Annotated in this window: 20 protein-coding genes and 1 pseudogene; 17 read left to right on the top strand and 4 right to left on the bottom strand. The window is 40.5% G+C overall.

Annotated features, from left to right (window positions below; genetic code table 11):
- Window positions 1-5: 5 nt before the first annotated feature.
- From AC0L6R_RS23170 to nth, 4 genes are all read right to left on the bottom strand, one after another.
- Window positions 6-524, bottom strand: a complete 519-nt coding sequence (locus AC0L6R_RS23170) for a glycosyltransferase (RefSeq protein ID WP_473273329.1) — start codon at window positions 522-524, stop codon at window positions 6-8.
- Window positions 521-1,939, bottom strand: a complete 1,419-nt coding sequence (locus AC0L6R_RS23175; protein WP_473273330.1) for an asparagine synthetase B family protein — start codon at window positions 1,937-1,939, stop codon at window positions 521-523. Before AC0L6R_RS23175 ends, AC0L6R_RS23170 begins: the two co-directional genes overlap by 4 nt.
- A 97-nt stretch (window positions 1,940-2,036) precedes the next feature.
- Entirely contained in the window at window positions 2,037-2,297 is a 261-nt protein-coding gene (locus AC0L6R_RS23180) for a hypothetical protein (RefSeq protein ID WP_473273331.1), read from the bottom strand.
- Window positions 2,297-2,968: an endonuclease III gene (nth, locus tag AC0L6R_RS23185; protein WP_473273332.1), complete on the bottom strand. Its 672-nt coding sequence runs from the start codon at window positions 2,966-2,968 to the stop codon at window positions 2,297-2,299. The genes AC0L6R_RS23180 and nth overlap by 1 nt, the downstream gene beginning before the upstream one ends.
- Window positions 2,969-3,295: 327 nt before the next feature.
- On the opposite strand from nth, the gene AC0L6R_RS23190 reads away from it, so the two are divergent.
- The 17 genes and pseudogenes from AC0L6R_RS23190 (at window position 3,296) to AC0L6R_RS23270 (ending at window position 25,390) form a co-directional block, all read left to right on the top strand.
- Window positions 3,296-4,408 (top strand): DmpA family aminopeptidase, encoded by a 1,113-nt coding sequence (locus tag AC0L6R_RS23190; RefSeq protein WP_473273333.1) that lies wholly within the window; start codon window positions 3,296-3,298, stop codon window positions 4,406-4,408.
- A gap of 9 nt (window positions 4,409-4,417) precedes the next feature.
- On the top strand, window positions 4,418-6,412 hold the full coding sequence (locus AC0L6R_RS23195) for a heavy metal translocating P-type ATPase (RefSeq protein ID WP_473273334.1): 1,995 nt from the start codon (window positions 4,418-4,420) through the stop codon (window positions 6,410-6,412).
- Window positions 6,413-6,460: 48 nt separating this feature from the next.
- Window positions 6,461-6,838 carry a nuclear transport factor 2 family protein gene (locus AC0L6R_RS23200; RefSeq protein ID WP_473273335.1) on the top strand — a complete coding sequence of 126 codons (378 nt, stop codon included), beginning with the start codon at window positions 6,461-6,463 and terminating at the stop codon, window positions 6,836-6,838.
- A gap of 4 nt (window positions 6,839-6,842) precedes the next feature.
- Window positions 6,843-7,205, top strand: coding sequence for a cupin domain-containing protein (locus AC0L6R_RS23205; protein WP_473273336.1), 363 nt, complete (start codon window positions 6,843-6,845; stop codon window positions 7,203-7,205).
- A gap of 126 nt (window positions 7,206-7,331) precedes the next feature.
- Entirely contained in the window at window positions 7,332-8,078 is a 747-nt protein-coding gene (locus tag AC0L6R_RS23210; RefSeq protein WP_473273337.1) for a DUF2490 domain-containing protein, read from the top strand.
- 211 nt (window positions 8,079-8,289) lie between these two features.
- Window positions 8,290-8,838, top strand: a complete 549-nt coding sequence (locus AC0L6R_RS23215) for a gamma-glutamyltransferase (protein ID WP_473273338.1) — start codon at window positions 8,290-8,292, stop codon at window positions 8,836-8,838.
- Window positions 8,823-9,890 carry a gamma-glutamyltransferase family protein gene (locus tag AC0L6R_RS23220; RefSeq protein WP_473273339.1) on the top strand — a complete coding sequence of 356 codons (1,068 nt, stop codon included), beginning with the start codon at window positions 8,823-8,825 and terminating at the stop codon, window positions 9,888-9,890. Before AC0L6R_RS23215 ends, AC0L6R_RS23220 begins: the two co-directional genes overlap by 16 nt.
- Before the next feature lie 165 nt (window positions 9,891-10,055).
- Window positions 10,056-11,363 carry an APC family permease gene (locus AC0L6R_RS23225; protein WP_473273340.1) on the top strand — a complete coding sequence of 436 codons (1,308 nt, stop codon included), beginning with the start codon at window positions 10,056-10,058 and terminating at the stop codon, window positions 11,361-11,363.
- A 60-nt stretch (window positions 11,364-11,423) separates the two neighbouring features.
- Window positions 11,424-11,615 (top strand): hypothetical protein, encoded by a 192-nt coding sequence (locus AC0L6R_RS23230; RefSeq protein ID WP_283412094.1) that lies wholly within the window; start codon window positions 11,424-11,426, stop codon window positions 11,613-11,615.
- Window positions 11,616-11,673: 58 nt separating this feature from the next.
- Complete coding sequence (locus tag AC0L6R_RS23235) at window positions 11,674-12,741, top strand: DUF3500 domain-containing protein (RefSeq protein ID WP_473273341.1); 1,068 nt, start codon at window positions 11,674-11,676, stop codon at window positions 12,739-12,741.
- 139 nt (window positions 12,742-12,880) lie between these two features.
- Entirely contained in the window at window positions 12,881-14,263 is a 1,383-nt protein-coding gene (locus tag AC0L6R_RS23240; protein ID WP_283412092.1) for a sensor histidine kinase, read from the top strand.
- Between the two features lie 255 nt (window positions 14,264-14,518).
- Window positions 14,519-18,283, top strand: a complete 3,765-nt coding sequence (locus AC0L6R_RS23245; protein ID WP_473273342.1) for a two-component regulator propeller domain-containing protein — start codon at window positions 14,519-14,521, stop codon at window positions 18,281-18,283.
- Between the two features lie 2 nt (window positions 18,284-18,285).
- The gene (locus tag AC0L6R_RS23250; RefSeq protein WP_473273343.1) at window positions 18,286-21,999 is read left to right on the top strand and encodes an ATP-binding protein; all 3,714 of its coding nucleotides are present in this window, start codon (window positions 18,286-18,288) and stop codon (window positions 21,997-21,999) included.
- A complete protein-coding gene (locus AC0L6R_RS23255) occupies window positions 21,992-22,909 on the top strand; it encodes a sensor histidine kinase (protein ID WP_473273344.1) in 918 nt (305 codons plus the stop codon). The genes AC0L6R_RS23250 and AC0L6R_RS23255 overlap by 8 nt, the downstream gene beginning before the upstream one ends.
- The gene (locus tag AC0L6R_RS23260) at window positions 22,906-23,289 is read left to right on the top strand and encodes a response regulator (RefSeq protein ID WP_283412089.1); all 384 of its coding nucleotides are present in this window, start codon (window positions 22,906-22,908) and stop codon (window positions 23,287-23,289) included. Before AC0L6R_RS23255 ends, AC0L6R_RS23260 begins: the two co-directional genes overlap by 4 nt.
- A gap of 11 nt (window positions 23,290-23,300) precedes the next feature.
- Window positions 23,301-24,341, top strand: coding sequence for an adenylate/guanylate cyclase domain-containing protein (locus tag AC0L6R_RS23265; protein ID WP_473273345.1), 1,041 nt, complete (start codon window positions 23,301-23,303; stop codon window positions 24,339-24,341).
- A 45-nt stretch (window positions 24,342-24,386) separates the two neighbouring features.
- Window positions 24,387-25,390 (top strand): annotated as a pseudogene (locus AC0L6R_RS23270) (radical SAM/SPASM domain-containing protein).
- Window positions 25,391-25,509 lie beyond the last annotated feature (119 nt).

The following is a 25,509-nucleotide window of genomic DNA, read 5'->3' on the forward strand; positions in this document are numbered from 1 at the left end:
TTTTTCTAAGATGAGATGCGATTTCCTGGAGAAAGCGCAACCAAACTCATAGCGTGTAGGTAAATCTTTTTCTCCAACCTCTTCAAACTGCTTTTCAACACAGGATTCTTTATCGCTCCAACTTCAATCGGTGCCTGCGGCCAGAGATCGCGAACTTCAAAAATATAAGGAATTGCCAAGGCCTTTTTTGCCCAAAGCCCAAGCAATCCGGTGGTAAGAGGAGTGGAAGTAACATACAGTAAGTCTGGCCTAGGTAGTTTCCTAATCAGTTTTTTAGCTTGGCGCACATAGCTTATGAAAGCCATAACACGTTTAAAAAATCCAAATTTCTGCTCGTACTTAACTGGCAAATAATGCACCTTAATTCCCTCAATCCATCGCTGATCATAGCCGGAATTAGACCCGCCAGTAATCATTTCTACCTCATGACCTGCATCCACTAATCCTTTAGCCAAATGAAAAGAACGCACGGCCCCGCCATCAGAGGGGGTTTTAAAGTATTGATGGATATAAATAATTCTCATAGCCTGTGCAATTTCACCCATTCTGCAAGAAGGAACAGGTTATAAAGAATTAAAAAATGTTGCTTCACGAAATGCTCAGGTCTGGAGGCAATTTCCCGCATTCTATCTGGAAAAAGCTCTCCGTGAGAATTTTCGAACATTTTAATTGAATTGAAAACTCTCATAGAAAATTCTCCATTTTCAGAAAACCACTCTTGTAAAGGCAACCCAAATCCAAATTTCTTCCGGTTAGAAATCCAGTTAAGCCCCAACTCAGTTAAATACTGCTTGATCCATGGCTTGCCTTTTAGCGATTTCTCATGGTTAACGTTCCTCCACAATGTCAGCAGTGAAGCATCTAAATAAGGACTCCTTCCTTCAAGGCTATGCGCCATCAAGGCATTATCCTGAATCTTCAACACATCTTGCACAAGATAGACTTGCCTGTCAAAATCGAGCATTTGAGAATATAGAGGCAGATTTTTGTCAAAAACCCTATCGTAATCCTCTCCTAATTCGTCAGGAATATTTTCTAAGCCAGAGAAATTTAGAAAGGTCTTCTGTGGACTTGTATCAATTCCTAATATGAATTTTTGGTAAGTTCTTCCTACAGGCATTTTTTTTAAAATCTCCTGAAATCTTAAAAGCAAATCTTTCCTCTTCTGATAAATATCAAACGCATTATGTCGCTGATATCCACCAAAAAGCTCATCGGCCCCAGCACCTGAGATCAATACTTTAACAGATTTCCTTGCTTCCTTGCCAATCATCCACGTGAGAAATCCTGCAGAATCTCCAATAGGCTGATCAACACTTTTTAGGTATGCTTCCCAATTATCCCAGAATACTTTCTGATTGATTTCTATCAAATGAGGATTGCCCGGAAACTGGATTGCAAAGCGAGTTGCAGCATCTCCATCCGCATATTTCTTTCGGTATTTTTTCTCAACTTGAATGGTAAAAGTAGGTAATGGAATTCCTGTTTGCTTATACCAAATCGAGTAAAGTAATGAACTATCCGCTCCGCCGCTAAGCTGCATGCCTACAGGGACATCGGCATGAAATTGATTCAGAACGGCTTCATTTAGCGTAGTTTTAAATGAGTCGAAAGTTGGTTCAATAGATGATTTAGCCTTGCTTGAGATTTGATCCCAACGAAATGCGGTGTGACTTAATATCTTGGTGTAGCGCTCAGGCTTCCATTCATGGATCCCGTGGAAAAAAGTACTTCCCAAATGAGGTGCTCTCAGGTAGAAATAGTTTTCAAATTGCTTAGTATTTAGCTCAGAAGACTTTAAGCTTTGGATGCTTCTGCATTCGGAAGAAAGAATAAGAGTATCTGGGTTCTGAGCATAATAAAGAGGCTTTTCACCAGTTTGATCCCGGGCAACGAGGACAGATTTCTCAATCAAATCCACATAAATCAACGCAAACATACCATTGAGTTTTGCTCAGGGCTTCCGCGCCAAAAGCTCGCAACAAATGCAAAACTACCTCCGTATCCGACTGCGTGATGAAGATGACACCCATCTGCTACAATAGCTTCCTAAGCTCCTTATAATTGTAAATCTCTCCATTCCAAATCAATAAGGATCTTCCATCAGGAGACCAAAAAGGTTGGTCTGCTTCATATCCCTTGTGAAGAATTTTCAGGCGATTCACTCCTATCCATAGCCCTGGCCAAGGGCTGAAACTCCCTTGCTGATCTGGACCACGATGCTGACTTACCTGAAGCATAGCATTGATAGCTGCTTCATTTGCGCCTTTTCCCCAGATCAGATGGATTCCGCACATTATTTTTCTGTTTCTAGTTTTGTGATTTTCCCTTGATTTTTCTCAAAATACTTACACAAATGTGTCAGCGTACATTCTTCACACTTTGGTCTACGTGCCAAACAAACATATCGACCATGCAAAATCAGCCAGTGATGTGCGATGTGCACATATTCTTTGGGGATATGTCGGATAAGTTGCTTTTCTACTTCCAGTGGAGTTTTGGCAGTTTGGGAGACTAAGCCGAGTCTTTTTGAAACTCGGAAAACATGCGTATCCACAGCCATATTGGGCTGATTCCAAACAACTGAAGTGATCACATTGGCAGTTTTTCGACCCACTCCAGGTAGCTTGATCAACTCAGGAACGGTGGAAGGCACCTCTCCTCCAAAGTCCTCCACCAACATTTTTCCCAAACCTAAAAGGTGCTTAGTCTTATTGTTCGGATAAGACACCGTCTTGATGTAAGGAAAAAGCTCATCAAAATTGGAAGCTGCCAAAAACTCCGGCCCTGGGAATTTCTCAAATAAGGCAGGCGTCACCATATTGATCCGCTTGTCTGTGCATTGCGCTGAAAGAACCACAGCACATAAAAGCTGAAAAGGATTTTCATACTGTAGTTCAGTTTCAGCAATGGGCATATTCTCACGGAAGTGATTGATGATGGCTTCGAATCGTTCTTTTTTCAGCATTTTTATTCTTTTTTTAACCGCAGAGGAACACTGAGATTTACGCGGAGAGCACTATAATAAAGTGTTATTTTAAAGTAAATTGACGCAACACTAGTGAATTTCAGATCACATTATAAGTCAGACAAAGCGAAGTCTAACTCTCAACTATCCTCTGAGCGGAATGCTAATTTATAAGATGCGCAGACCAATCCCATTTTTGTCAAGAAATAGGTTTAATAATATTCTTAAATAATGAGAATACGCTATAAAACGCTGTTTTAGTCAGATTGATAGCCATGGTAATTTTTTGGTGAAGACATAAAGTTTAAATTCGGGAAACCACCAGCTATGCGACACCTCAAAACCTTATTTGTACTTTTCTTTTTATCGACTTCTACTGCTTTTCCACAAGAGAGACCACGGGAAAAAGGGATCATATTTGGAGTACTTCCAACGGGAACATTGAATGCCATCACCGACGTGCCGGGTGTAAAAGTCGGGCATTTCACTAAAATCGAAGGCGACAATATCCGTACAGGAGTTACTGCTATTTTACCTCATGGCGGTAATATTTTTCAGCAAAAAGTCCCCGCAGCCATTTACGTGGGTAACGGATTTGGCAAGCTGGCTGGAGTGACCCAAGTGCAGGAACTTGGGAATATTGAGACTCCTATTATTCTCACTAACACACTAAGTGTGGCTGCTGGAATCGAGGGAACAGTTCGATATTCTCTGGAGCAAAATGAAAATGCCCAATCGGTAAATGCTGTAGTAGGCGAAACGAATGATGGCTACCTGAATGATATTCGTGGGATGCATATTTCTCCTGAAGAAGTCATCCAAACTATCAAATCTGCTAAATCTGGCAAAGTCGAGGAAGGAAATGTAGGTGCTGGTACGGGTACTGTTTGCTTTGGGTGGAAAGGAGGAATTGGAACTGCTTCGAGAAAACTACCTGAAAGCCTAGGGGGCTATACTGTCGGCATCCTAGTCCAAACCAATTTCGGAGGTAACCTGCAAATAGATGGAGTTGCCGTGGGCGAAAAAATGGGTAAGTATCCGTTTCGGGACGCGATGGAAAAATCGGATGGAAGCTGCATGATAGTTGTGGCTACTGACGCTCCTGTGCTGGAAAGAAATCTGGAACGAATGGCAAAACGCGCCATGATGGGCCTGGCAAAAACAGGAGGCATAGCTTCCAATGGATCTGGAGATTATGTGGTCGGTTTTAGCACAGCTGAGAAACTTCGGATTCCCTATTCAGCTAAATCGGGAACATTGGAAAATGCCGAATTCATTCGAAATGACGATATGAGTTCCTTATTTATGGCAGTGATCGAAGCTACAGAAGAGGCAATTATAAACTCTTTATTTGCTGCTGAATCTCTGGAAGGAAAGGACGGGCATCGCGTGGAGCAATTACCAATCGATCAGGTGATGAAGCTGATGAAAGAAAATTAAACCAAAAAAATGGGGAGTATTGATCAGAAAAACCAATTGGAAACAACTCACAAAGATTGCTGCGGCGTGGATGAACAAGTAAATCATGTGCATTCCCAAGAAGATGGGCATGATCACGATCACGCTGCGCCTGCGGGAGAGAGCATGCTGAGATTCTTTGCCCCTGCGATTTTTTCTTTCGTGGTCATGATGCTAGGTCTAGGTTTTGACTATGTTTATCCACAGGATTGGTTCCAAGGGTGGGTACGATTTGGTTGGTATTTAGTAGCCTATTTACCAGTTGGTTTACCAGTATTAAAAGAAGCCTGGGGAAGTATTTTGAAAGGAGATATTTTCTCAGAATTCCTGCTGATGGGAATTGCCACGGTGGGTGCATTCGCAATCGGAGAATACCCAGAAGGCGTGGCAGTAATGCTTTTTTATTCTGTTGGGGAGGTATTTCAGGCCATGGCAGTTACGAAGGCTAAGACCAATATTAAGGCTTTGCTAGATCAGCGACCTGATGAAGTGACGGTTTTAGATGGCAATACAACCAAAACAATCAAAGCTGCCAATGCCAAGATTGGCGATATAATTCAATTGAAAGCTGGAGAAAAGTTAGGATTGGACGGAGAGCTGCTATCTGAAAAAGCTTCCTTCAATACCTCCGCTTTGACAGGAGAAAGCAAGCCAGATGCCAAAGAAAAAGGAGCCGAAGTCCTAGCCGGAATGGTTAATTTGAATACTGTTTCGCAGGTCAAAGTGACTACAGCGTACACCGATAGCAAGCTTTCAAGGATCCTAGAATTGGTGCAAAATGCAACTGCCCAAAAAGCTCCCACAGAACTTTTCATCCGGAAATTCGCAAAAATCTATACGCCAATTGTAGTTTTTCTGGCGATTGGAATTTGCTTTCTTCCCTTCCTATTTGTGGACAATTATGAATTCAGTGATTGGCTCTATCGTGCACTGATTTTCTTGGTGATTTCCTGCCCTTGTGGATTAGTGATCAGTATTCCCCTAGGATACTTTGGGGGAATCGGTGCAGCGAGTAAAAACGGTATTCTGTTCAAAGGAAGTAATTTCCTGGACAGTATTGCTCAGATCAGTCAGGTAGTGATGGACAAAACCGGAACGATGACTGAAGGTGTTTTTGATGTGCAAGAAGTCCATCTTCAGCCTGATTTCCTTGATTCTAGAATTCTTGATTTTGCCAATGCCTTAGAAAGCAAAAGTACCCACCCAATTGCTACAGCCATTAAAAAACACGTAGGCGAGATTGATTCCAGCATTGTTTTGGAAAATGTAGAAGAGATTGCTGGACATGGATTGAAAGCTCAGGTAGAAGGCAAGGAATTACTAGTCGGGAATTTCAAGTTGATGGACAAGTATTCGATTCCTTATTCTATCGATCCTTCCGGCATAGTTTACACCTTGGTGGCAATTGCCTATGAAGGGAAATTTGCTGGCTATTTGACCATTGCGGATAGGATAAAGGCCGACGCTCTGCTCACGATAACTCAATTGAAATCTATGGGAGTCGGAATCACGATGCTTAGTGGGGATAAAAGCAATGTGGTCAAGTTTGTAGCGGACAAATTAGGCATTCCGAATTCATTTGGAGATTTACTTCCTGAAGATAAAGTAAACAAAGTCAAAGAGATCAAAGCTCAAAAAGGAACAGTTGCATTCATTGGAGATGGAGTAAATGACGCTCCCGTTGTTGCCATTTCTGATGTAGGAATAGCAATGGGAGGTTTGGGAAGCGATGCTACAATTGAGACTGCGGATGTGGTGATTCAGGATGATAAGCCAAGTAAAATTCCGATGGCGATTTCTATTGGGAAAAAGACCAAGAGAATTGTCTGGCAGAATATAGGGTTCGCTTTTGGGATAAAAGTCGTGGTGTTAGTGCTCGGTGCATTGGGAATGGCTACCATGTGGGCAGCAGTTTTTGCAGATGTGGGCGTGGCATTGCTTGCAATTTTGAATGCGATAAGAATACAGAAAATGAAGTTTGATTGAAAAAGTAGGATGTAGTGTGCCGGATGACCGGTGAAAATTAACTTAACAATGAACTCCTCCAAAAACAAAGAGAACGCGATCACTTTTTATAAGACTGCCTATGAAGGTAATCCGCGTAAAGCTGTAGAGTTATTCACAGGCGCTGAGTACATTCAACACAATCCTGCAGTGGGTGATGGAAAAGAAGAATTCATCGCATACTTCGAGCGCATGCAAAGGGAATATCCAGACAAGTCAATTAAATTCGTCAGAGCTATTTCAGAAGGGGATTTGGTGGCATTGCATACGCACCAAATTTGGCCCGGAAATGATCAGTATGTCACCATGGACTTTTTCAGATTTGATGAGAATGGAAAGATCGTAGAGCATTGGGATGCTATTCAGCAAATCCCAGCAACTTCTGCGAATGGAAATACGATGTATTAATAAGATGATAAAAAAGGTAAATATTAACGAGAAATTTGGCTTGATCAAGGAGCTTTGGACTCCCAAAATAATCGGAGAGCTAAACGGTCAGGACGTAAAGTTGGCCAAGGTTAAAGGTGAATTCGTTTGGCATAATCACACAGATGAAGACGAGCTTTTTCTGATTGTGAAGGGATCTCTAAAAATTGATTTTGAGGGAGAAAGTGTCACTCTGAACGAAGGGGAAATGGTAGTCGTACCGCGGGGAGTAGAACACAGACCAATAGCTGAAAAGGAAACCTGGGTCTTACTTTTTGAACCACAAAGCACCAAACACACTGGTGATGTCAAATCAGATTTGACTGTGGATAAGTTTGAAAAAATATAGGGTTAAGTATTAATTTGAAAACCAGTAAGGTTAGCGATAGTTTTCATTTTTCCTCAATAAAATAATTAATTATTACCCTATTAAATTACTAGGATTTACCGTAAAATTGCAGCTTAATTAGCCCTATTGAAAGCAGTTGCATTTTCCTCCCTCTTCCTATTTCTAAGTTTTTGGCCAAAATTAACCTTTGCTCAGAAGGATGTTACCCACCAGCAACTCATCTGGTACGGCTACTTTCTCACGCTGCCGATTGATGAAAATTGGTCAATAATGGCGGAAGTTCAAGAGAGGCATTTTGTAAATCCATTTGCGCAGCATCAACTCTCTGTAAGAGCTCATTTGAATCGTAAACTTGGTAAAAGCGGGTGGACCGCCACAACTGGTTTCGCTTCATTTTTTCAAAGCCCAAATAATCCTCGTTCAGAGCTGGATCTGATAGAGCCAGAACTTAGAGCGCATGTAGAAATGGCGTTTAAACAAAAGCTCAACAAACTCACTCTTGATCATAGATACAGAACAGAGGCCCGCTTTTTTCATAATCTAAACTTAGATGAAACAGAATTAGCAGATGGCTATTTTTTCGGGAGTTTTAGATTTCGTTATCGTATTATGGCCTCTTATCCCATTTGGAAAATCAAGGAAAATCAACTTCTAAAAGTAATAGCAGGTGATGAGCTGATGGTCCAAGCTGGGGAAAAAGTGAAATATACATTTGATCAAAACCGATTGATAACAGGGCTAAACTTTACTTTTTCGCAAGCATTAAACGTGGAGCTTGCCTATCAAAAATGGATCAATCAACGTCAGACGGGTGGCTATTACAATCGGGATATTGTCAGATTTACAGTGAATCACCGTCTGGGGGTTAAATAATAAGGGAGCTAATCTAATAACTTCCATTTTTTCCACTTATCAGAACTCTTACCAATGATCTGGTATTTTCTCTTATTTTTACTCAAACCACACTTTACCAACCTTAATACTCAATGAAAACTAACTTTATTCAAAAGGTAGCGATAGGCTGCTCAGTCCTTCTTCTGTTTTTCGTCAGTACCACCAAGCTCAGACTTATGCTGAAAATGGAATGGTCGTTTCCGACAATGTGATAGCTTCTCAAGTTGGAGTAGATATTCTCAAAAAAGGTGGTAATGCCATCGATGCTGCTGTCGCTACCGCTTTTGCTTTGGAAGTAACTCATCCGGAAGCTGGAAATATCGGCGGTGGAGGGTTTATCGTTTATTTAAACTCAGAAGGCGAGGTTACCACATTTGATTTTCGTGAGAAAGCTCCTTTGGCAGCAAGCCCAACCATGTTTTTGGATGAAAATGGAAAAATCAAAAATAACTCCAACCACCAAGGTTTATTGGCTGTAGGAGTTCCTGGGACAGTCGCTGGCCTGTATCAAGCCCATCAAAAATACGGAAAATTACCTTGGGCTGATTTGGTAAAACCATCCGTAGAATTAGCCAAAGAAGGCTTTACCATGAGCTATGGCTTGTATAATGCGGCAGTAAGAATGACTGACCGTGATCCTTCGGAGGACATTATGAAAAATTACTTCAGAGGGGAAAATGGACGAATCGTTAACGCCTGGGGAAAACCTGGAAGCAACCTGCTTTGGCGAAAACCCTGAAAGAAATCCAAAAACACGGAAGAGACGGTTTCTACAAAGGCTGGGTAGCTCAGGAAATCGAAGATTATATGAAAGCCAATGGAGGAATTATCACTAAGGAAGATTTGGAGAAATATGAAGCCGTAGAGCGCGAGCCAGTGAAAGGAACTTTCAATGGCTATGATATTTATTCCATGCCGCCTCCGAGTTCAGGCGGGGTTGCTTTGATCGAAATGATGAATCTCATGGAGGAAGCCAATATCTCTGAAGTGGAATTCAACTCTACTGCTTATGTGCATTTGGTAGCTGAAGCAATGAGAAGAGCTTTCGCAGATAGAGCTGAATTTTTAGGAGACCCAGATTTCAATTTGGATATGCCTTTGGATAGATTGCTTTCAAAGGATTTTGCAAAAACTCGCTTTGAGAATCTAGATATGACCAAGGCCTCTATCTCTGATCCAGCACAATTTGGTCACCCATATGGAGGAGATAATACCACTCATTTTTCGGTAGTTGATAAAGACGGCAACGCCATTTCTCTGACATACACCCTGGAAAATTCTTATGGCGTAAAAATGGGTTCTTCCAAACTTGGTTTCATTTTCAATAATGAAATGGGGGATTTCAATCCAGTTCCCGGGGAAACGACAGCTACTGGACAAATCGGGTCTGATCCCAATTTGGTAGCACCTGAAAAAAGAATGTTGTCAAGCATGACTCCCACGATTGTGGCAAAGGATGGAAAACCTTATTTAGTCATTGGTAGTCCTGGAGGAAGGACGATTATTAACACCGTTTTTCAGACGGTTTTGAATGTGCTAGCTTACGATATGCGAATTGATCGGGCTATCGAGGCGATGAAAATCCACCATCAATGGCTTCCAGATCGCATTTTGTATGAAGTAAATTTACTTTCCCCAGATACAAGAGAAGCGCTTGAAAAAATGGGGCATTCACTTACGCCAACAACTAATATTGGTGTACTGATGGGAATCACTTACGATGCTTCCAAAAAATTATATACCGGAGCTTCTGATTCTTCCAGCGAAGATGGTGGAGCGAGAGGTTATTAAGGTGTATTTTGTAAGTGGTAAAAGGGTAAATGTGAAAAGTGTATGGCTTTAAGGATAAGATGTAAGAAGTAACATCATGGTGTAACAAGCCTCGATATCAACAGAATTTTCAATTCAATAATGATTTAGTCTCTTTAGTAGAAGAATTACAGATAAAATATAATTGTGGAAAAAGATACAGGCTTACTAAGAGAAATTGGTGTATGGGGTCTCTCTGCCAATATTGTTAATATTATTGTCGGCGCGGGCATCTTTGTCTTGCCAGCGATTGTTGCTGAGATCATGGGTTCCGCAGGCATATTTGTTTACCTGTTTTGTGGATTTCTGATTGCTTTGGTCATGCTGTGTTTTGCAGAGGCAGGGAGTAAAGTCACTCGATCCGGAGGAGCTTATGCCTATGTTGAAACTGCTTTTGGTCCATATACAGGATTCTTAGCTGCTGTTTTTATGGTGATGGGCAGCGCATTTTCAGATGCCGCTGTAGCTAATGCATTGATAGAATTAATTGGTCTGGCTTTTCCGGTTTTCGCTAATCAATACATCCGTGTGTTATTATTGTTTTTGATTTTTGGGGGTTTGTGCTTTCTAAACGTGATAGGCGTCAAGCAAGGAATTGGTTTGGTGAAAATCAATACGGTTGCAAAATTGACTCCTCTACTCTTACTGATTCTATTCAGCTGGAAAGATGTTACTTTTTCCAATCTGATGATAGAAAATGCCTCCTCATTCAAGAATTTTGGAGCGGCTTCCCTGATTTTATTTTTTGCATTTCAAGGTGGAGATGCAGGATTAACCGTCGGTGGTGAGATCAAAAACCCTCAAAAGACTGTTCCAAAAGCTATTTTCATAGGAATCACGTTTGTACTGATTCTTTATGTTCTAATTCAAACTATTTCTCAGGGAGTTTTAGGAGATCAATTGCCAGAATTCAAAGAAGCTCCTTTAGCATCTGTGGCAAATGTTGTTTTTGGTCCCTTTGGTTACACGCTACTGTTAATTACAGCGGGAGTTTCTATGTTTGGAATGCTGAGTGGGGAAATTCTAAATTTGCCACGAGTGCTATTTGGTTTGGCTAGTGATCGGGTGATTCCTATGGATAAATTGGCTGCCATCCATCCTAGATTCAAGACTCCTTATATTTCGATCTTGCTTTATGGGGGAATTGGATTTACCCTTGCAGCTATTGGCGGATTTCGACAGCTAGCTGTAATTGCATCAGCGAGTATGCTATTGGTTTATTTTGGTGTAGCCTTATCTGTGATCAAATTTAGAAGGAAGCAACCAGCTAATTCAGGAGATTTCAAAATTCCATTTGGATATACAGTTCCAATTCTGGCAGCTGGAATTATCCTCTTTTTCCTATCCAATTTGACTGGCTATGAAAAAACAGGAATTCTTATTTTTATAGCTTCCCTTACCCTGATTTACTTCTTGGTAAAAGCAGTTTCAAAAGGAAAATTAAAATCAGAATAGCCAGCGTAAGAATCATCTAACATACACTAGAACTAGCTAATAATTAAAACAGATTTACCTATGGGACTATTTTGGGATCTAATCCAGCAAAGTCAAATTCAAGACCATAAAGCAAAAGCTGAAACACTCGAGGTCAGAGTCAGAAACTTAGAATGGGAACTAGCAAATACTAGAGAATTATTAATCAAAACACTTAAAATCCTCGAAGAGCAATCTGGTAGGGACATCGATGGAGATGGAAGAATAGGGTGATTTTTCTAGGATGAAAACTCTATCTTAGAATATCTAGTGAGACTTAGCCCAAATGACCATGTATAGATCAAGTTTCTATTTCCTTCTATTTTTACTGACCTCTAGCCTTGCGCTTGCTCAGGATGTCAAAGCTCTAAAAGATGTCGCTGTTTCCTTTGTAGAGACCTTGCCTGAAGAGCAGAAATTAGCTGTGAAGTTTGACTTTTCTGATAGTTTGAGAACCAAGTGGACCAATTTACCTTTAGGATTAGCTCCTAGAAGTGGGGTTCGGTTTGGTGATCTTTCGGATGAAAGCAAGATTCAATTTCATCGGGTATTGAGCACAATTTTAAGTTCTCAAGGCTATTTGAAAGTTTTCTCAATTATGCAGGTAGATGATATCCTGCATGAAATCATGGAAATCGGCTATCAGAAAGGTCAGATGAATGAAAATACTATCAAAATGATCCGAACCTTGGATTGGGACTATGGCAATTATTTTCTTGCCATTCTAGGTAATCCGAGTAAGGATGATAATTGGGGGTTGAAATTCGAAGGACACCATCTTTCTCTCAATCTGACTGTTTCAGGAGACAAATTTTCCATGACGCCTATGTTCCTTGGCTCTGATCCTGCACTGGTTGAAGTAACACAATATGCAGGGTTACGGCCTTTGAGTAAGGAAGAAGATTATGGTTTTTGGTTTGTAAATACACTCAATGAAGAGCAAAAAACTAAAGCGACATTAAGCGAAAAAGTACCTGGAGATATACTTACCAGCCCTGGTCGAGATCAATGGATCAAGGAATTTAAGGGAATCAAAGGGGCAGAACTAAGTGCCGACCAGCAGAAAATCCTTCATTACCTCATCGAAGAATACGTTAATAATCTAGACCACCCTAAAGCTGAGGAGTACCTTGCCATCCTGCATGCGCGAGGAATGGATGAAGTTTATTTCAGCTGGATCGGCAGCTATGAACCCATGAAAGCTCATTATTATATGATTCATAGTCCAGATTTCATCATCGAGTATGACAATGTAGGCTTTCTTGACAATGCCAATCACATTCATACTATTTGGAGGGAAAATGGAAATGACTTTGGCGAGGATATCTTAAAGCAACATCGTCTCGCACATCAACATTAGTGGGTTCCTTTTCTGTCATTTCTTGCAGGTCATTTACTAGGGTAATCTTGAACTTGTTGTAGCTATCACTTCTTCTACTGAAATTATTCTTATTTTGCTTCTTGCTTAGTCCCGCTTTTTTAATGCTACCCCAGTTTCTATGGATTTTATACTTCTGATCATTGCTTTTAGATTTCTTCAAACGCATGCGCAAACCAAGGAGCTTTATCCCGAATGGCAAAGCTTATTTTTGAAAGGTCTGATAGCTGTAAGTTGTTTTTTGGCTATCCAAGTAATTTTCAACTCAACAGATATTTTGATGCGTTGGGTTGCTCATTCCCTCAACCTCTATGTTATTTATGCAGCCTACAACAGGAATGTGTTCTCGCCGCTTAAGCCTTACGTATACGCATTCTTACCTGTAGTATTGATTCATGTAATTCAGGATTTCACTAAGCTGGTTGCAAGCGATTTTTATCACAGTTGGGAAAATTGGTTTGATACTGCTGCACTTTTTGGCTGGATATGGCTTGTCGCTCAATTCATTATTAATAGGAAGCAAAGAAAGGCCTTAGAGCTTGAGCGTATTAAAGCTGCAGCCCAAGAGCTTGAATTCAAGAAGTCCCAAAAACAAAAAGACGCTCTGGAAATCCAAGTGGCTGAACGCACAGCTGAAATCACTGCCCAAAAAGAGTCGTTGGAAAAGACCTTACACGAACTCAGAGCAGCACAATCACAATTAGTACATTCTGAAAAAATGGCCTCACTAGGTGAGCTGACAGCAGGAATTGCTCATGAGATTCAGAATCCTTTGAACTTTGTCAACAATTTTTCTGAGCTAAATAAGGAACTTCTGGAAGAATTAAAAGTAGAATTGGCTAAGGGAGATCTGGATGAAATAAAGCTTATTGTAAGTGATCTGGAGGCGAATGAGGAGAAGATAGTTCATCACGGAAAGCGTGCAGACGCCATTGTAAAGGGAATGCTCCAACATAGCCGCAGCAGTACTGGAGTGAAAGAACCTACAAATATCAATGAGCTGGCTGATGAATACCTACGCCTTTCTTACCATGGACTGAGAGCAAAAGATAAGTCATTCAATGCAAGCATAGAGACTGATTTTGATGAAGAAGTGGGAACAGTGGATGTCATACCTCAGGAGATAGGAAGAGTGATTCTAAATTTGGTGAACAATGCATTCTATGCTGTATCTGAGAAGAAAAAGATATTAGGCACCTTGGAGGATACAGAACTGGCGAAGAGCTACAAACCTACGGTTTGGGTGAGTACGAAACGAATAAGCAATGGAGTAGAGATCCGAGTGAAAGATAATGGTACCGGAATGCCAGACTCTATTAAGGAAAAAATATTTCAGCCTTTTTTTACGACCAAACCATCTGGACTTGGAACTGGATTAGGCCTCTCCTTGAGCTATGATATAGTCAAAGCCCATGGAGGAGAATTGGCAGTAACTAGTCAGGCAAGTGGGGTGGAAACCGGACAGGAGTCTTGGACAGAATTTTTCATTTCTTTAACCAATTAAAAGACCTACAAGTACAAAACAAACTTCCCATTAACTTTTTCAAAATTGGACTTTTCAAATTTCAACTTATACCCAAACTTTTTGAAATAAGTAAGAATCAGACGTTTTGCAGTGGGTTAAGATTGGAGCAATTATTAAAAAAGTGCAAAAATAGTTTTGTGTAAGGCATTTTATATGGCATAAAATATATTTACCTTTTACAATTCTTTTTAGGACATCTAGGCCAACGGATTTATACCAAATTGAGTTTTTGTGATGAGAAATTTTCTCTTTTTTTTAGGAGGCGTACTATTTATTTTTTCCTGTGCTACACCACAGGAGGGCAAATACGCACCTACAATTACTCCACTGGCTATTCCCCAAATGAACTCTCTGAGTGATCTCACAGACTCATTACAGCCGATTAAAACATATTTATCCAAAGTACCAGAACCAGTCCGAATAAAGGTTCCAACCCAATCTGGAAGCTCTTATACCTACATCAATGAATCTGGCACACCGTCTCGGGTCAATTTAGAAGCCCCAATTTCTCAAAACTTACCTTACTTAACGGATGAAAATGATCAATTAGTAAAAGATTCAGCTGGCAAGCCCTTCATCCAAGGCAACGGGGGAGTTTCACAATTCAAAAATTACTCGACTGACAATGGTTTGGCTTTAGATGCAGTCAACAGCGCCATTTTGGATAGCAGAGGACATCTTTGGTTTGCTACAAATGGAGGAGGTGTGAGCAGATTTGATGGTATAGCTTTTACAAATTATACAACCTCCCAGGGATTAGCTGGGAATTCGGTTCGTGTGGCGTTGGAAGATAGTAATGGCATTCTATGGTTTGGTACCGTGGGAGGTGGTGTCAGTCGCTATGATGGTAAGGTCTTTACAAACTATACCACTGAAAATGGTCTGGGAGATGATGCGATTTTGAGCATAATGGAGGACTCTGAGGGTAATATTTGGTTTGGAACCTATGGTGGTGGCGCAAGCAAATTTGATGGCAACACTTTCCAAGTTTACACAATGGAGGATGGGTTAGCAGATGATGTAGTGATTAGCATTGCACAAGACCATTCTGGTAATATTTGGTTTGGTACCAATGGTGGTGGGGCAAGCAAATTTGATGGTAATACGTTTACAACTTTTTCGGTTTCTGAAGGGCTCCCATCCAATAGGATTCGAAGTATCAAAGTTGATCGATCAGGAAAAATCTGGTTTGGAACTATAGGAGGCGGCGTCAGTAGCTACGATGGGCAAAACTTCAAATCCTTGGGTCATGCAGATGGACTTGCAAGCTTGGTAGTGCGAAACATAGCAGAAACCCGAGATGGAGTACTGTGGTTTGCCACTGAAAAGGGAGCGAGTAGGTATGATGGAAAGCAGATGACCACTTATACTAGAGAACAAGGCCTGGCTAGTAACAGTATCCTTGACGTAGTCATAGACGCAAATGGCAAACTTTGGTTCTGTACTGAGGGCGGGGGCGTCAGTAGGTGTGACGGGGGTAGCTTTACCAACTTTACCACATCTCAAGGTTTAGGTGGAAATATTGTTTTAAGTACGGTTGAGGATAGAGATGGAGATTTATGGTTTGGAACGGCAGGAGGTGGCGTAAGCCGTTTCAACGGTGAAAATTTCACAAACTATACCGCTGCTCAAGGGCTCGCTGGTGAAATCGTAAGTAGTAGTCATCGTGATCAAAACGATAATCTTTGGTTTGGTACGGGTGGAGGAGGCGTGAGTTTGTACGATGGAGAAGCATTCACTACCTACACAATTGACCATGGATTGGCAGCAAACGAAGTCTATAATATCAATGAAGACGATAAGGGAAATTTGTGGTTTGGCACTGATGGTGGAGGAGTCAGCAAATTTGATGGGGAAGCTTTTATTACTTACACCTCACAGAATGGCTTAGCAGGTGATGTGATTTTAGGTATTGAAGAAGATAATTTCAAAAAGCTATGGTTTGGAGCAGCAGATGGTGGATTGAGTAGATTTGACGGATTGACCTTCACAAATTTCACATCTGATCAGGGCTTAGCTGATAATGCCGTGATAAGACTTATAAAAGACAAACAAGGAAATCTCTGGATAGGCACTGAAAATGGACTAAGCATATTGAGTGCGGAAAAAATCAAGCAAATAGAAACTGTTCGTGAGCTGAATGATTACAAGACAATTTTAGAAGCCCCCACCTCTTTGTTTCAAAACTTTACCACAAATGAAGGGCTTCCAGACAATGTGATCCTACAAATCGCAGAATTGCCTAATGGAAAAATGGCAGTTGGAACCAATCTTGGGATCGCAGTTTTTGATGGAGCCAAAGAAGGTAAACCACTGGATTCACTCAGAAATATTGAAGTGTTTAATTCCGAAACAGGCTTTCCAGTCAAAGATCTTGTTGATGGACAAAATGGAATGTATGTCGATCAAAAAGGTATCCTGTGGGCGGGAACAGGGAATAACAAAACTGCTTTAGTCCGGTTTGATTATAATAAATTAAAGCGAAATCATACCACCCCATCTGTCCTGATAAAGGAACTTCGATTAAGCGAGGAAGTAGTATCATGGCACAGTTTAAGTAAGCAATATGAGGCAGTTTCTACCAATACTTTTCCTCGTACCATTGATGAATTAATTGTTTATGGTAAAGAATTGAGTGATACCGAGCGGAAAGAGCTGCAGGATAAATACAAGGGAATAGAATTCGACAGTATTTCTGGCTTCTATACTTTACCACAAAATCTTGTTCTTCCCTACAGAAACAATGACATCAATATTGACTTTGGAACAGACGAACTATCGAAGCCATTTTTGGTGGAGTACCAATATATTCTTGATGGGTATGATGAGCAATGGAGCCCGATTCTGAAAAAAACCACAGCCAACTTCGGTAATATTCAAGAGGGTAAATACACATTTAAGGTAAAAGCCCGCTTTACGGGTCCTGCAGACTCAGGTGCGGGGCAGTGGACAGTTCCAATTAGCTATAGTTTTGAGGTCTTACCTCCACTTTATAGAACTTGGTGGGCATATTTAATTTACGGGTTACTATTCATTTCACTGCTTTACCCAATTACCATTTATCAGCGAAATCAGGTGATCAAGGCTGAAAATGAACGAACGAAGGAACGTGAACTAGAACATGCCAAAGCTATAGAAGTAGCCTACACTGAATTAGCAACGACACATGAAAACTTGAAGGATACCCAAGCTCAGTTACTTCATTCTGAAAAAATGGCTTCTCTCGGTGAATTGATGGCTGGCATAGCACACGAAATTCAAAACCCGTTAAATTTCGTAAACAATTTCTCAGAAGTGACCAATGAATTGGTTAAAGAAATTAAAGAAGAAAGATCCAGACCTAAGGATGAGCGCGACGAAGAATTAGAAGATGATATTCTCGAGGATATTGAAAGTAACCTTGAAAAAATCACCAAGCATGGTAAGCGAGCCGGGGCTATTGTAAAGGGAATGCTTCAGCATAGCAGAAGTGGCAAAGGATCCAAAGAACCAACAAGTATTAATGTGCTTGCAGATGAGTATTTAAGATTATCTTATCATGGCCTTCGTGCTAAAGACAGCTCATTCAATTCTGATTTTGAAATGGACTTTGACTCAACACTGCCATTAATTCCAATGGTAAGTCAGGATGTAGGACGGGTACTACTTAACCTCTTTAACAATGCATTTTATGCAGTCAATGAAAAAAAGAGCGAGGCAGGAGAAGATTATAAGCCTTTAGTAACCGTGCAAACCTCGAAAATTGAGATGGGCAATGACAAAAATGGTATTCAAATCAAAGTAACTGATAATGGAAAAGGAATTCCAAAGGCTATCGTAGAAAAGGTTTTCCAACCCTTCTTTACAACCAAGCCAACCGGACAAGGAACTGGATTGGGGCTTTCTTTGAGTTATGATATTATCAAGGCTCACAACGGCGAAATCCGGGTGGAGTCTGTTGAAGGGGAAGGGACAACCTTTACAATCAACCTGTTTATTTCATCCTCCAACCCTAGTTAATTATGAAGAAAAGCTACCGTCTTGTATCAACCTATGTACTTTTTCTATGCTTGATAGTGATAGTAGCGTCCTGCCAACCAAGTGGTGAGGTACCTTTTCCTGAAAATCCCTCTAATTCCCAGGAACCAAGTGTAAAACCTTTTGAAATACCTAAAGGCAAACCGCTATCCTGGAATAAAATCCCAACTGAAAAGGTCCCAAAGGCGGTCACTCATACCATCGATTTTACTAAACTACCTTCCAAACCCTTTGACATTTTGGATTTTAAACCTCTAAAATCCAAACCATTCGTTACGCCAATACCCTGGCAGAATGAGGATGAAATAAAACTAAATCTAGATACTATTGCTGGAGTTTCCATTCCTGTTAGAAAGCAGTTATTACTAGAACCGCAGATTACAAAGCTGGCATTTCTTTCCAAGTCAGACTTATCCAATTCTGGCATTTTGAGAATTGGCCAAACTGAAGGGTTAATTGGAAATAGAGTCTTTGCCATGGTCACTGATATGAATGGCATGATTTGGATTTCCACCGAAAGAGGCCTTTCAAAATTTACAGGAGATCAATTTGAAAATTACAATATACTTCCTAGAAATCCTGATGGGCTGATCGACTACATTGTAGACTTAGAAATTGGAAATGATGGCAGTCTTTTGATTTTGTCTCAATTATCTGGTCTTTATGTACTTGACATAAACCACAGTTTGCTTACTAATTATCAAATAGGGACACAGTTTGCCAGAATATATGAGGATGAATCAGGACTATTTTGGGTTGCTAATCTTAATACAGGAATTCATTTTCTAAACCCCAACACTAGGACACTCCATTCTCTAAAATTCCTGAGTGAGCTAAGTACTCGGACCTCGGCGGGAATACACCTGGATAAATCCAATAATCTCTGGTTGGGAATGAAAGGAAAAATCGGAGTTGTCAACCCTGAGCGAACATCTATTAGATTTATCTCTGGAGATGAAGTAATTAGCTCAACTTCATTTTTCTATGAGTTTACAGAAAATTCGAAGGGTGAAGTATGGATATCCTCAGCTGAAGAAAGACCCATTGCTATATCTTTAGAAGAGAATAAGTTCACTAGACTTGGCCCTGAGCAGGGTTACTACGGCAAAGCCAGGTCTGTCACTTTTGACTTGCATAACAGGGCTTGGATTACCGACAATGATACCATCAGCCTCTATGATCCAGTAATTCAAAAAATCAAGAAAATTCATACGGGATCCAAATTTGCAGTTTCTGGTTTTCCCTCGACTACGATGACCGATGCCAAGGGAAATGTCTGGTTAGGCACAGAAAATTCTGGTGTCCTTTTGATCAATCCTGAGGGAATGCTGGCTCAGCACTTTAACGCCAAAAGCGGCCTGGTAAATGATGAAGTTTGGGGGATTCAAGAAGGGCCAAATGGGATGGTCTGGATGGCAACGTATGAAGGAATTAACATTTATGATCCTGCGAAAGAGAGAATATACCTTCTGAAGTTCCCAGGAAATGCAAATATCAATAACCATCGATCAGTCTCCAGAATATCTGATCACGAACTCTTATTTGGAAGTTTTGGTGGCTTTACCCTTGTTGACCTAAACACAAATAGTGCCTCCGTGTTTGAATTAGACCCAGGTGTTGCCAGAATCGCATGGAAGTCAATTCGTGATTCTAGGGGAAACATTTTACTGGGAACGGTAGACGGTGTACTCAAATTTAGTCCAGACCTCTCCTCTCTAGAAAAAACAGATGAATTTTCAGGGCTAGCATCCAGCCGTGTGTGGCTGATAGAAGAAGATAAAAACGGGAAACTATGGTTCGGTAATGACATAGGAGTAGACGTGTTGGATCCGTCATCTGGAAAGGTTAGCTACTTAAGCGAGCGAACTGGATTGACCAGCGATTACACTTCGATTATGATCAAAACTCATAATGAAGAAATAGTAATCGGGGGGGATGCTGGGTTCTCCATCATTGATTTGACAAGTAACACTATTACAAACTTAACTCCGGAGCAAGGCTTAAATCCGCCAGTGATGTACGATATGGTAGAAGTAGGAAATGACCTGCACATCGGCTCAGATAATGGTATTATAGTAGCAAAGCGCCCACTTCAAGACAATCCAAAATCCATTTGGCGCTTTTACAATTATGGTAAAAGGGAGGGCTTCCCCTTCAATGATTACAATCAGGCAACAGCAACTTATACCTCAAATGGTAATGTCTGGTGGGGTGCTGCCCCAATAATGTCTGTAAATACGCAGGTTCCTAAAATTGATACATTACCCCCAGCGGTAGTGCTCACCAAAATCAATATTATGGACCAGAATCCTGATTTTCTTGGCACCAATTTTATTAAAAGTTTATTCACCGATGAAGATTCCATTTGGAATACAGATCACACGGAATTTTACACCAAAAAAGATATTCCAAACGACAGCAGCTATTTGATTCAAAATCAAATCACCTGGGATAGTGTCAATTTGGTTAGTAAAATGCCGGTAGGCTTAGTTCTTCCTTTTGATCAAAATTCAATGAATTTTTCATTTATGAATCAGGATGTACTGGGAAGAGACAAAATAGTATATAGATATGTCTTGGAAGGTGAAGACAGGTCTTGGTCTGAAATCAGTGACCGAAGTACTACCCAAAACTATTACAATCTTCTTCCAGGTGAATATAACTTTAAAGTGGCTACAAGAGGGTTTAATGGGGTGTGGAGCGAGCCAGCCAGTATTAAATTTACAATCTCACCTCCTTGGTGGCAGACTTGGATAGCATACTTGATTTTCGCCTCCCTACTAGCAGCTTTTATTTACGCCATAGTCCAAGTACGCTCCAAATATCTTCAAAAAGAAAATCGCATTTTGGAAGAACGAGTATCTCACAGAACAGCTCAGCTTAAGAAGAGTATTGACGATCTGAAAAATGCTCAAAGCCAGCTTGTTCAATCAGAGAAAATGGCTTCACTCGGAGAGTTAACTGCTGGAATTGCCCATGAAATACAAAACCCTTTAAATTTTGTAAACAACTTCTCTGAAGTGAGCGGGGAACTGCTGGAGGAGATGCGGGAAGAATTGGAAAAGGGTGACCTAGAAGAAGCCAAAGCAATCAGTGTAGATATACAACAGAATCTGGATAAAATAAACCAGCACGGTAAACGCGCAGATGCTATCGTAAAAGCAATGCTTCAGCACAGTAGGATAAGCGGAGGCAATCGAGCGCTGACAGATATTAATGTACTCGCTGATGAATACCTGCGTCTAGCTTATCACGGTTTGAGAGCAAAGGATAAATCTTTTAATTCTTCAATGAACACCGATTATGATCCTTCAGTTGGGAAAATAGAACTAGTAGCTCAGGAATTAGGTAGAGTTTTACTTAACTTAATAAACAATGCTTTTTACTCAGTGTCTGAAAAAAGGAGCGAAAGCAAAGCTGGGTATGAACCACTGGTCGAAGTCTCCACCAAGCGACTTGGAGATTGGGTAGAAATCAAAATAAAAGATAACGGAAAAGGAATTAATCAATCAGTAAAGGAAAAAATTTTCCAACCATTTTTCACGACCAAACCTACTGGACAAGGGACAGGCTTAGGTTTGTCAATAAGTTACGATATTGTAAAAGCACACGGAGGAAAAATTCTTGTAGAAAGCAAAGAAGGTGAAGGCACAGAGTTTTGTATTCGATTACCGATAGATACCCAAAATTATGGATAAGGTACAAGAAGATTGGATTGAGAAAAATAAGGAGCTAAAACGCCTCCTAAAACTAAGAACACTGGAGCTTGAGAAATCCCTGAAAGGGTATCAGGAGCTTCAAGAGCAATTAGTATTACAGGAAAAACTAGCAAGTCTCGGGCAACTTTCTGCCGGTATTGCTCATGAGATTAAAAACCCAATCAACTTTATCAATAATTTTTCGGAACTAAGCATAGAGTATGTAGAGGAGATAGTAGAGGAGCTCAAAAACCTAAAGCAAAACGATACAATCGCGGATATTGAAGAATTGCTGCATGATATCAGATCAAACCTTGAAAAAATCCTCCAGCACGGAAAGCGCGCTGATGGTATAGTGAAGTCCATGTTGATGCACTCAAGAGGTGGGCAGAGTGAGTTTGTACAGACAAACTTGAATGGCTTGCTTCAAGAATTTGTGAACTTGGCTTTTCATGGGATGCGTGCAGGTAAAAACCCAATTAATGTGAGTTTTGAGTGGGATTTAGATTCAGAAATTGGATTGGTATCCATCATCGCAGAAGATTTCAGTCGAGTGATTGTGAACCTATGTAATAATGCATTTGATGCGATGAGAAGTAAGCTCAACTTACTTTCCGAAGGAGACCAAAAACCAACCTATCAGCCAAAGCTGATCATAAGAACTAAACAAAAGGCAACTAAAATAATAACTGAGATAGAAGACAATGGAGCTGGAATCCCAGAGCCAATCTTGAACAAAATTTTGGAGCCCTTTTTTACCACAAAAAAAGGAAAAGAAGGTACAGGCTTAGGCTTGTCAATAACGCACGATATAGTGAAAGCCCATAAAGGCAGCTTGGCGATTTTATCTAAAGAAGGCGAGTTTACCAGATTTGAAATTACATTACCACCCATATCACCAACAGCATGACAAAAATATTAATAGTCGATGATGAGCGAGACGTAGAACTACTTTTTCGTCAAAAATTTAGAAAAGAAGTTAGAAGTGGACTTTTAGAACTTGCCTTTGCCTTTTCAGGGGATGAGGCACTGAAGCTACTTGATAGCGAGCACCCACCCGAGGTTGTTTATGTATTTTCAGACATCAATATGCCAGGCATGACAGGCCTAGAATTGTTGGAAAGAGTGAAAAGCCAATTTCCAGCTATTAATGTCAGTATGATTTCTGCTTATGGAGATACTGAGAATTTTAAAAAAGCAATGGAGTCTGGCGCTAAAGAATTTTTCACAAAACCGATTGATTTTGATTCACTTCGTAAAGAAATCGGTAAAATTATTAACCAAGAGTAGATAATTAAACTATGTCTAAGATACTTGTAGTAGATGATGAGGCAGATTTAGAAGTCCTTATCACCCAGAAATTCAGGCGTAAGATCAGAGCAGGAGAATACGATTTTGTATTTGCGCTAAATGGTCGTGAAGCATTAGATATTTTAAAAGAGCAACCAGATATCGACATGATTCTGAGTGACATCAACATGCCAGAAATGGACGGTTTGACCCTATTGACCAAGGTGAAAGAGCAAAACCCTTTGCTGAAAGCTGTAATTATTTCAGCCTATGGCGATTTGGAAAATATCCGCACCGCGATGAATCGAGGAGCATTTGATTTCATCACCAAGCCGGTAGATTTTCAGGATTTGGAGATCACCATTGAGAAGACACTGCAGCACATCAATCAGATCAAATCAACCCTTACTGCCATGAGGGAAAACAACATTCTGAAAATGTATGTGGATGAGACTGTGCTTAACTTCATGGTGGGAAAGGAATCTGAAACCTCATTGATGGAAAATGAAACCGTGGAGGCCACCGTGGCTTTTGTGGATTTATGTGGGTTTACAAAGATTTCTGAAAATGAAGAGCCTAATATCGTAGTCCCGCTACTCAATGAATATTTTGATTTGATGGTCCGGGAGATAATCGAGGAAAAAGGTGCTGTGGACAAATTCATTGGAGACGCTGTGATGGCTGTTTTTAAAGGTCCAGATCAAATTGCCAGAGCACTAAGAGCTTGTGTAGCGATCAGAGATAAAATGAATGCTATGCCTATGTACTCCGAAAAATCGAATTTTAGCCCTAAAGTGTCAATTGGTCTGAATTCCGGTGAAATGGTATCTGGAAATATTGGTTCGCAGTCTTTGAAACGTCTTGATTATACGGTAATTGGGGATGTAGTAAATGTGGCTGCAAGACTTCGAAATGCTGCAGTTCCTGGCCAAATTTTGATCTTGGAGAAATGTACCCTTGAAATCCAGGATATGTTTACATTTAAAGATCTAGGAGAGTTCACACTTAAAAATAAAGCCAAGCCTGTATCAGTTCTAGAAGTAGTAAAATAAGCTACCTGAATTGCTTATTCCTCTAGCTATTCCTTACTTAGTACCGTGAAAAACAATCTCCTCACGGCAGTTCTCTTCCTACGATTCCTGACTTTTCGGAAACTTTTGAACTATGCCTTGTTGGCGATTTCTTTTCAGGTTTCAAGAATTTTAGGCAGACCTTTTCTCTGGGGAAAACCAACTACACTTTCGATAGAACCCACTACCAGCTGCAACTTAAGGTGCCCAGAATGTCCCTCCGGATTACGTGATTTTTCCCGCCCGACAGGAATGCTTCAAGAACGGCTATTTAAAAAAACAATAGATCAGGTTCAAGACCATTTAACCTGGCTACACCTGTATTTCCAAGGCGAGCCCTTTCTCAATCCCCGCTTTTTGGAAATGGTCAAGTATGCAAACTCAAAAGGCATTTTCACCTCCACTTCTACTAATGCACACTATTTACAGGAAAAACAAGTAGCTGAAATATTACAGAGTGGCCTCAGGCAATTGATCGTATCGATGGATGGAATTACACAAGACATCTATGAAAAATATAGGATTGGAGGTAATCTGGGAAAGGTACAGGCAGGATTAAAATTACTCTTGTCTGAACGAAAAAAATCCGGACAAAACTTCCCGCGTGTCGTCTTACAATTTCTCGTCACCGGACAAAATGAGCACCAGCTTCCAGAATTAAAGCGTTGGGCCAAAGAAATGGAAGTTGATGAACTTCAATTGAAAACAACCCAGATCTATGACTTTGAAAATGGTTCTGAGTTGATACCTTCCGACTTAGGCTATTCAAGGTATATACCTGCGGGAAATGGCAAATGGAAATTAAAAAAGCGCCTAGAAAACAAATGCTGGCGCATGTGGCAAGGTGCAGTATCCACTGGGACGGAAAGATTGTACCCTGCTGCTTTGACAAAGACGCTGAATATGTCATCGGAGAATTACAAAACCAATCATTTCAATCCATCTGGTCGTCCCTACCTTACCAAAACTTCAGGAAGCAATTGCTAAACGATCGATCACAGATCGAAATATGTAAGAATTGTACGGAGTGAGTATCTTCGAGGCGGCATGAGAACTTAGGTTTTTGGAACTATATTTGGTAGAATTAAGAAATTCATGGATTTTTAATCTCCATATTTGTTCTTGATTCACCTGGGACTACCTTTTCTAT

Source organism: Algoriphagus sp. 10J20-15 (assembly GCF_055809615.1).

Coding starts and splice junctions, on each gene's coding strand:
- AC0L6R_RS23170 (WP_473273329.1), bottom strand. CDS start 524: ATGAGAATTATTTATATCCATCAATACTTTAAAACCCCCTCTGATGGC.
- AC0L6R_RS23175 (WP_473273330.1), bottom strand. CDS start 1,939: ATGTTTGCGTTGATTTATGTGGATTTGATTGAGAAATCTGTCCTCGTT.
- AC0L6R_RS23180 (WP_473273331.1), bottom strand. CDS start 2,297: ATGTGCGGAATCCATCTGATCTGGGGAAAAGGCGCAAATGAAGCAGCT.
- nth (WP_473273332.1), bottom strand. CDS start 2,968: ATGCTGAAAAAAGAACGATTCGAAGCCATCATCAATCACTTCCGTGAG.
- AC0L6R_RS23190 (WP_473273333.1), top strand. CDS start 3,296: ATGCGACACCTCAAAACCTTATTTGTACTTTTCTTTTTATCGACTTCT.
- AC0L6R_RS23195 (WP_473273334.1), top strand. CDS start 4,418: ATGGGGAGTATTGATCAGAAAAACCAATTGGAAACAACTCACAAAGAT.
- AC0L6R_RS23200 (WP_473273335.1), top strand. CDS start 6,461: ATGAACTCCTCCAAAAACAAAGAGAACGCGATCACTTTTTATAAGACT.
- AC0L6R_RS23205 (WP_473273336.1), top strand. CDS start 6,843: ATGATAAAAAAGGTAAATATTAACGAGAAATTTGGCTTGATCAAGGAG.
- AC0L6R_RS23215 (WP_473273338.1), top strand. CDS start 8,290: ATGGTCGTTTCCGACAATGTGATAGCTTCTCAAGTTGGAGTAGATATT.
- AC0L6R_RS23230 (WP_283412094.1), top strand. CDS start 11,424: ATGGGACTATTTTGGGATCTAATCCAGCAAAGTCAAATTCAAGACCAT.
- AC0L6R_RS23235 (WP_473273341.1), top strand. CDS start 11,674: ATGTATAGATCAAGTTTCTATTTCCTTCTATTTTTACTGACCTCTAGC.
- AC0L6R_RS23240 (WP_283412092.1), top strand. CDS start 12,881: ATGGATTTTATACTTCTGATCATTGCTTTTAGATTTCTTCAAACGCAT.
- AC0L6R_RS23245 (WP_473273342.1), top strand. CDS start 14,519: ATGAGAAATTTTCTCTTTTTTTTAGGAGGCGTACTATTTATTTTTTCC.
- AC0L6R_RS23250 (WP_473273343.1), top strand. CDS start 18,286: ATGAAGAAAAGCTACCGTCTTGTATCAACCTATGTACTTTTTCTATGC.
- AC0L6R_RS23255 (WP_473273344.1), top strand. CDS start 21,992: ATGGATAAGGTACAAGAAGATTGGATTGAGAAAAATAAGGAGCTAAAA.
- AC0L6R_RS23260 (WP_283412089.1), top strand. CDS start 22,906: ATGACAAAAATATTAATAGTCGATGATGAGCGAGACGTAGAACTACTT.
- AC0L6R_RS23265 (WP_473273345.1), top strand. CDS start 23,301: ATGTCTAAGATACTTGTAGTAGATGATGAGGCAGATTTAGAAGTCCTT.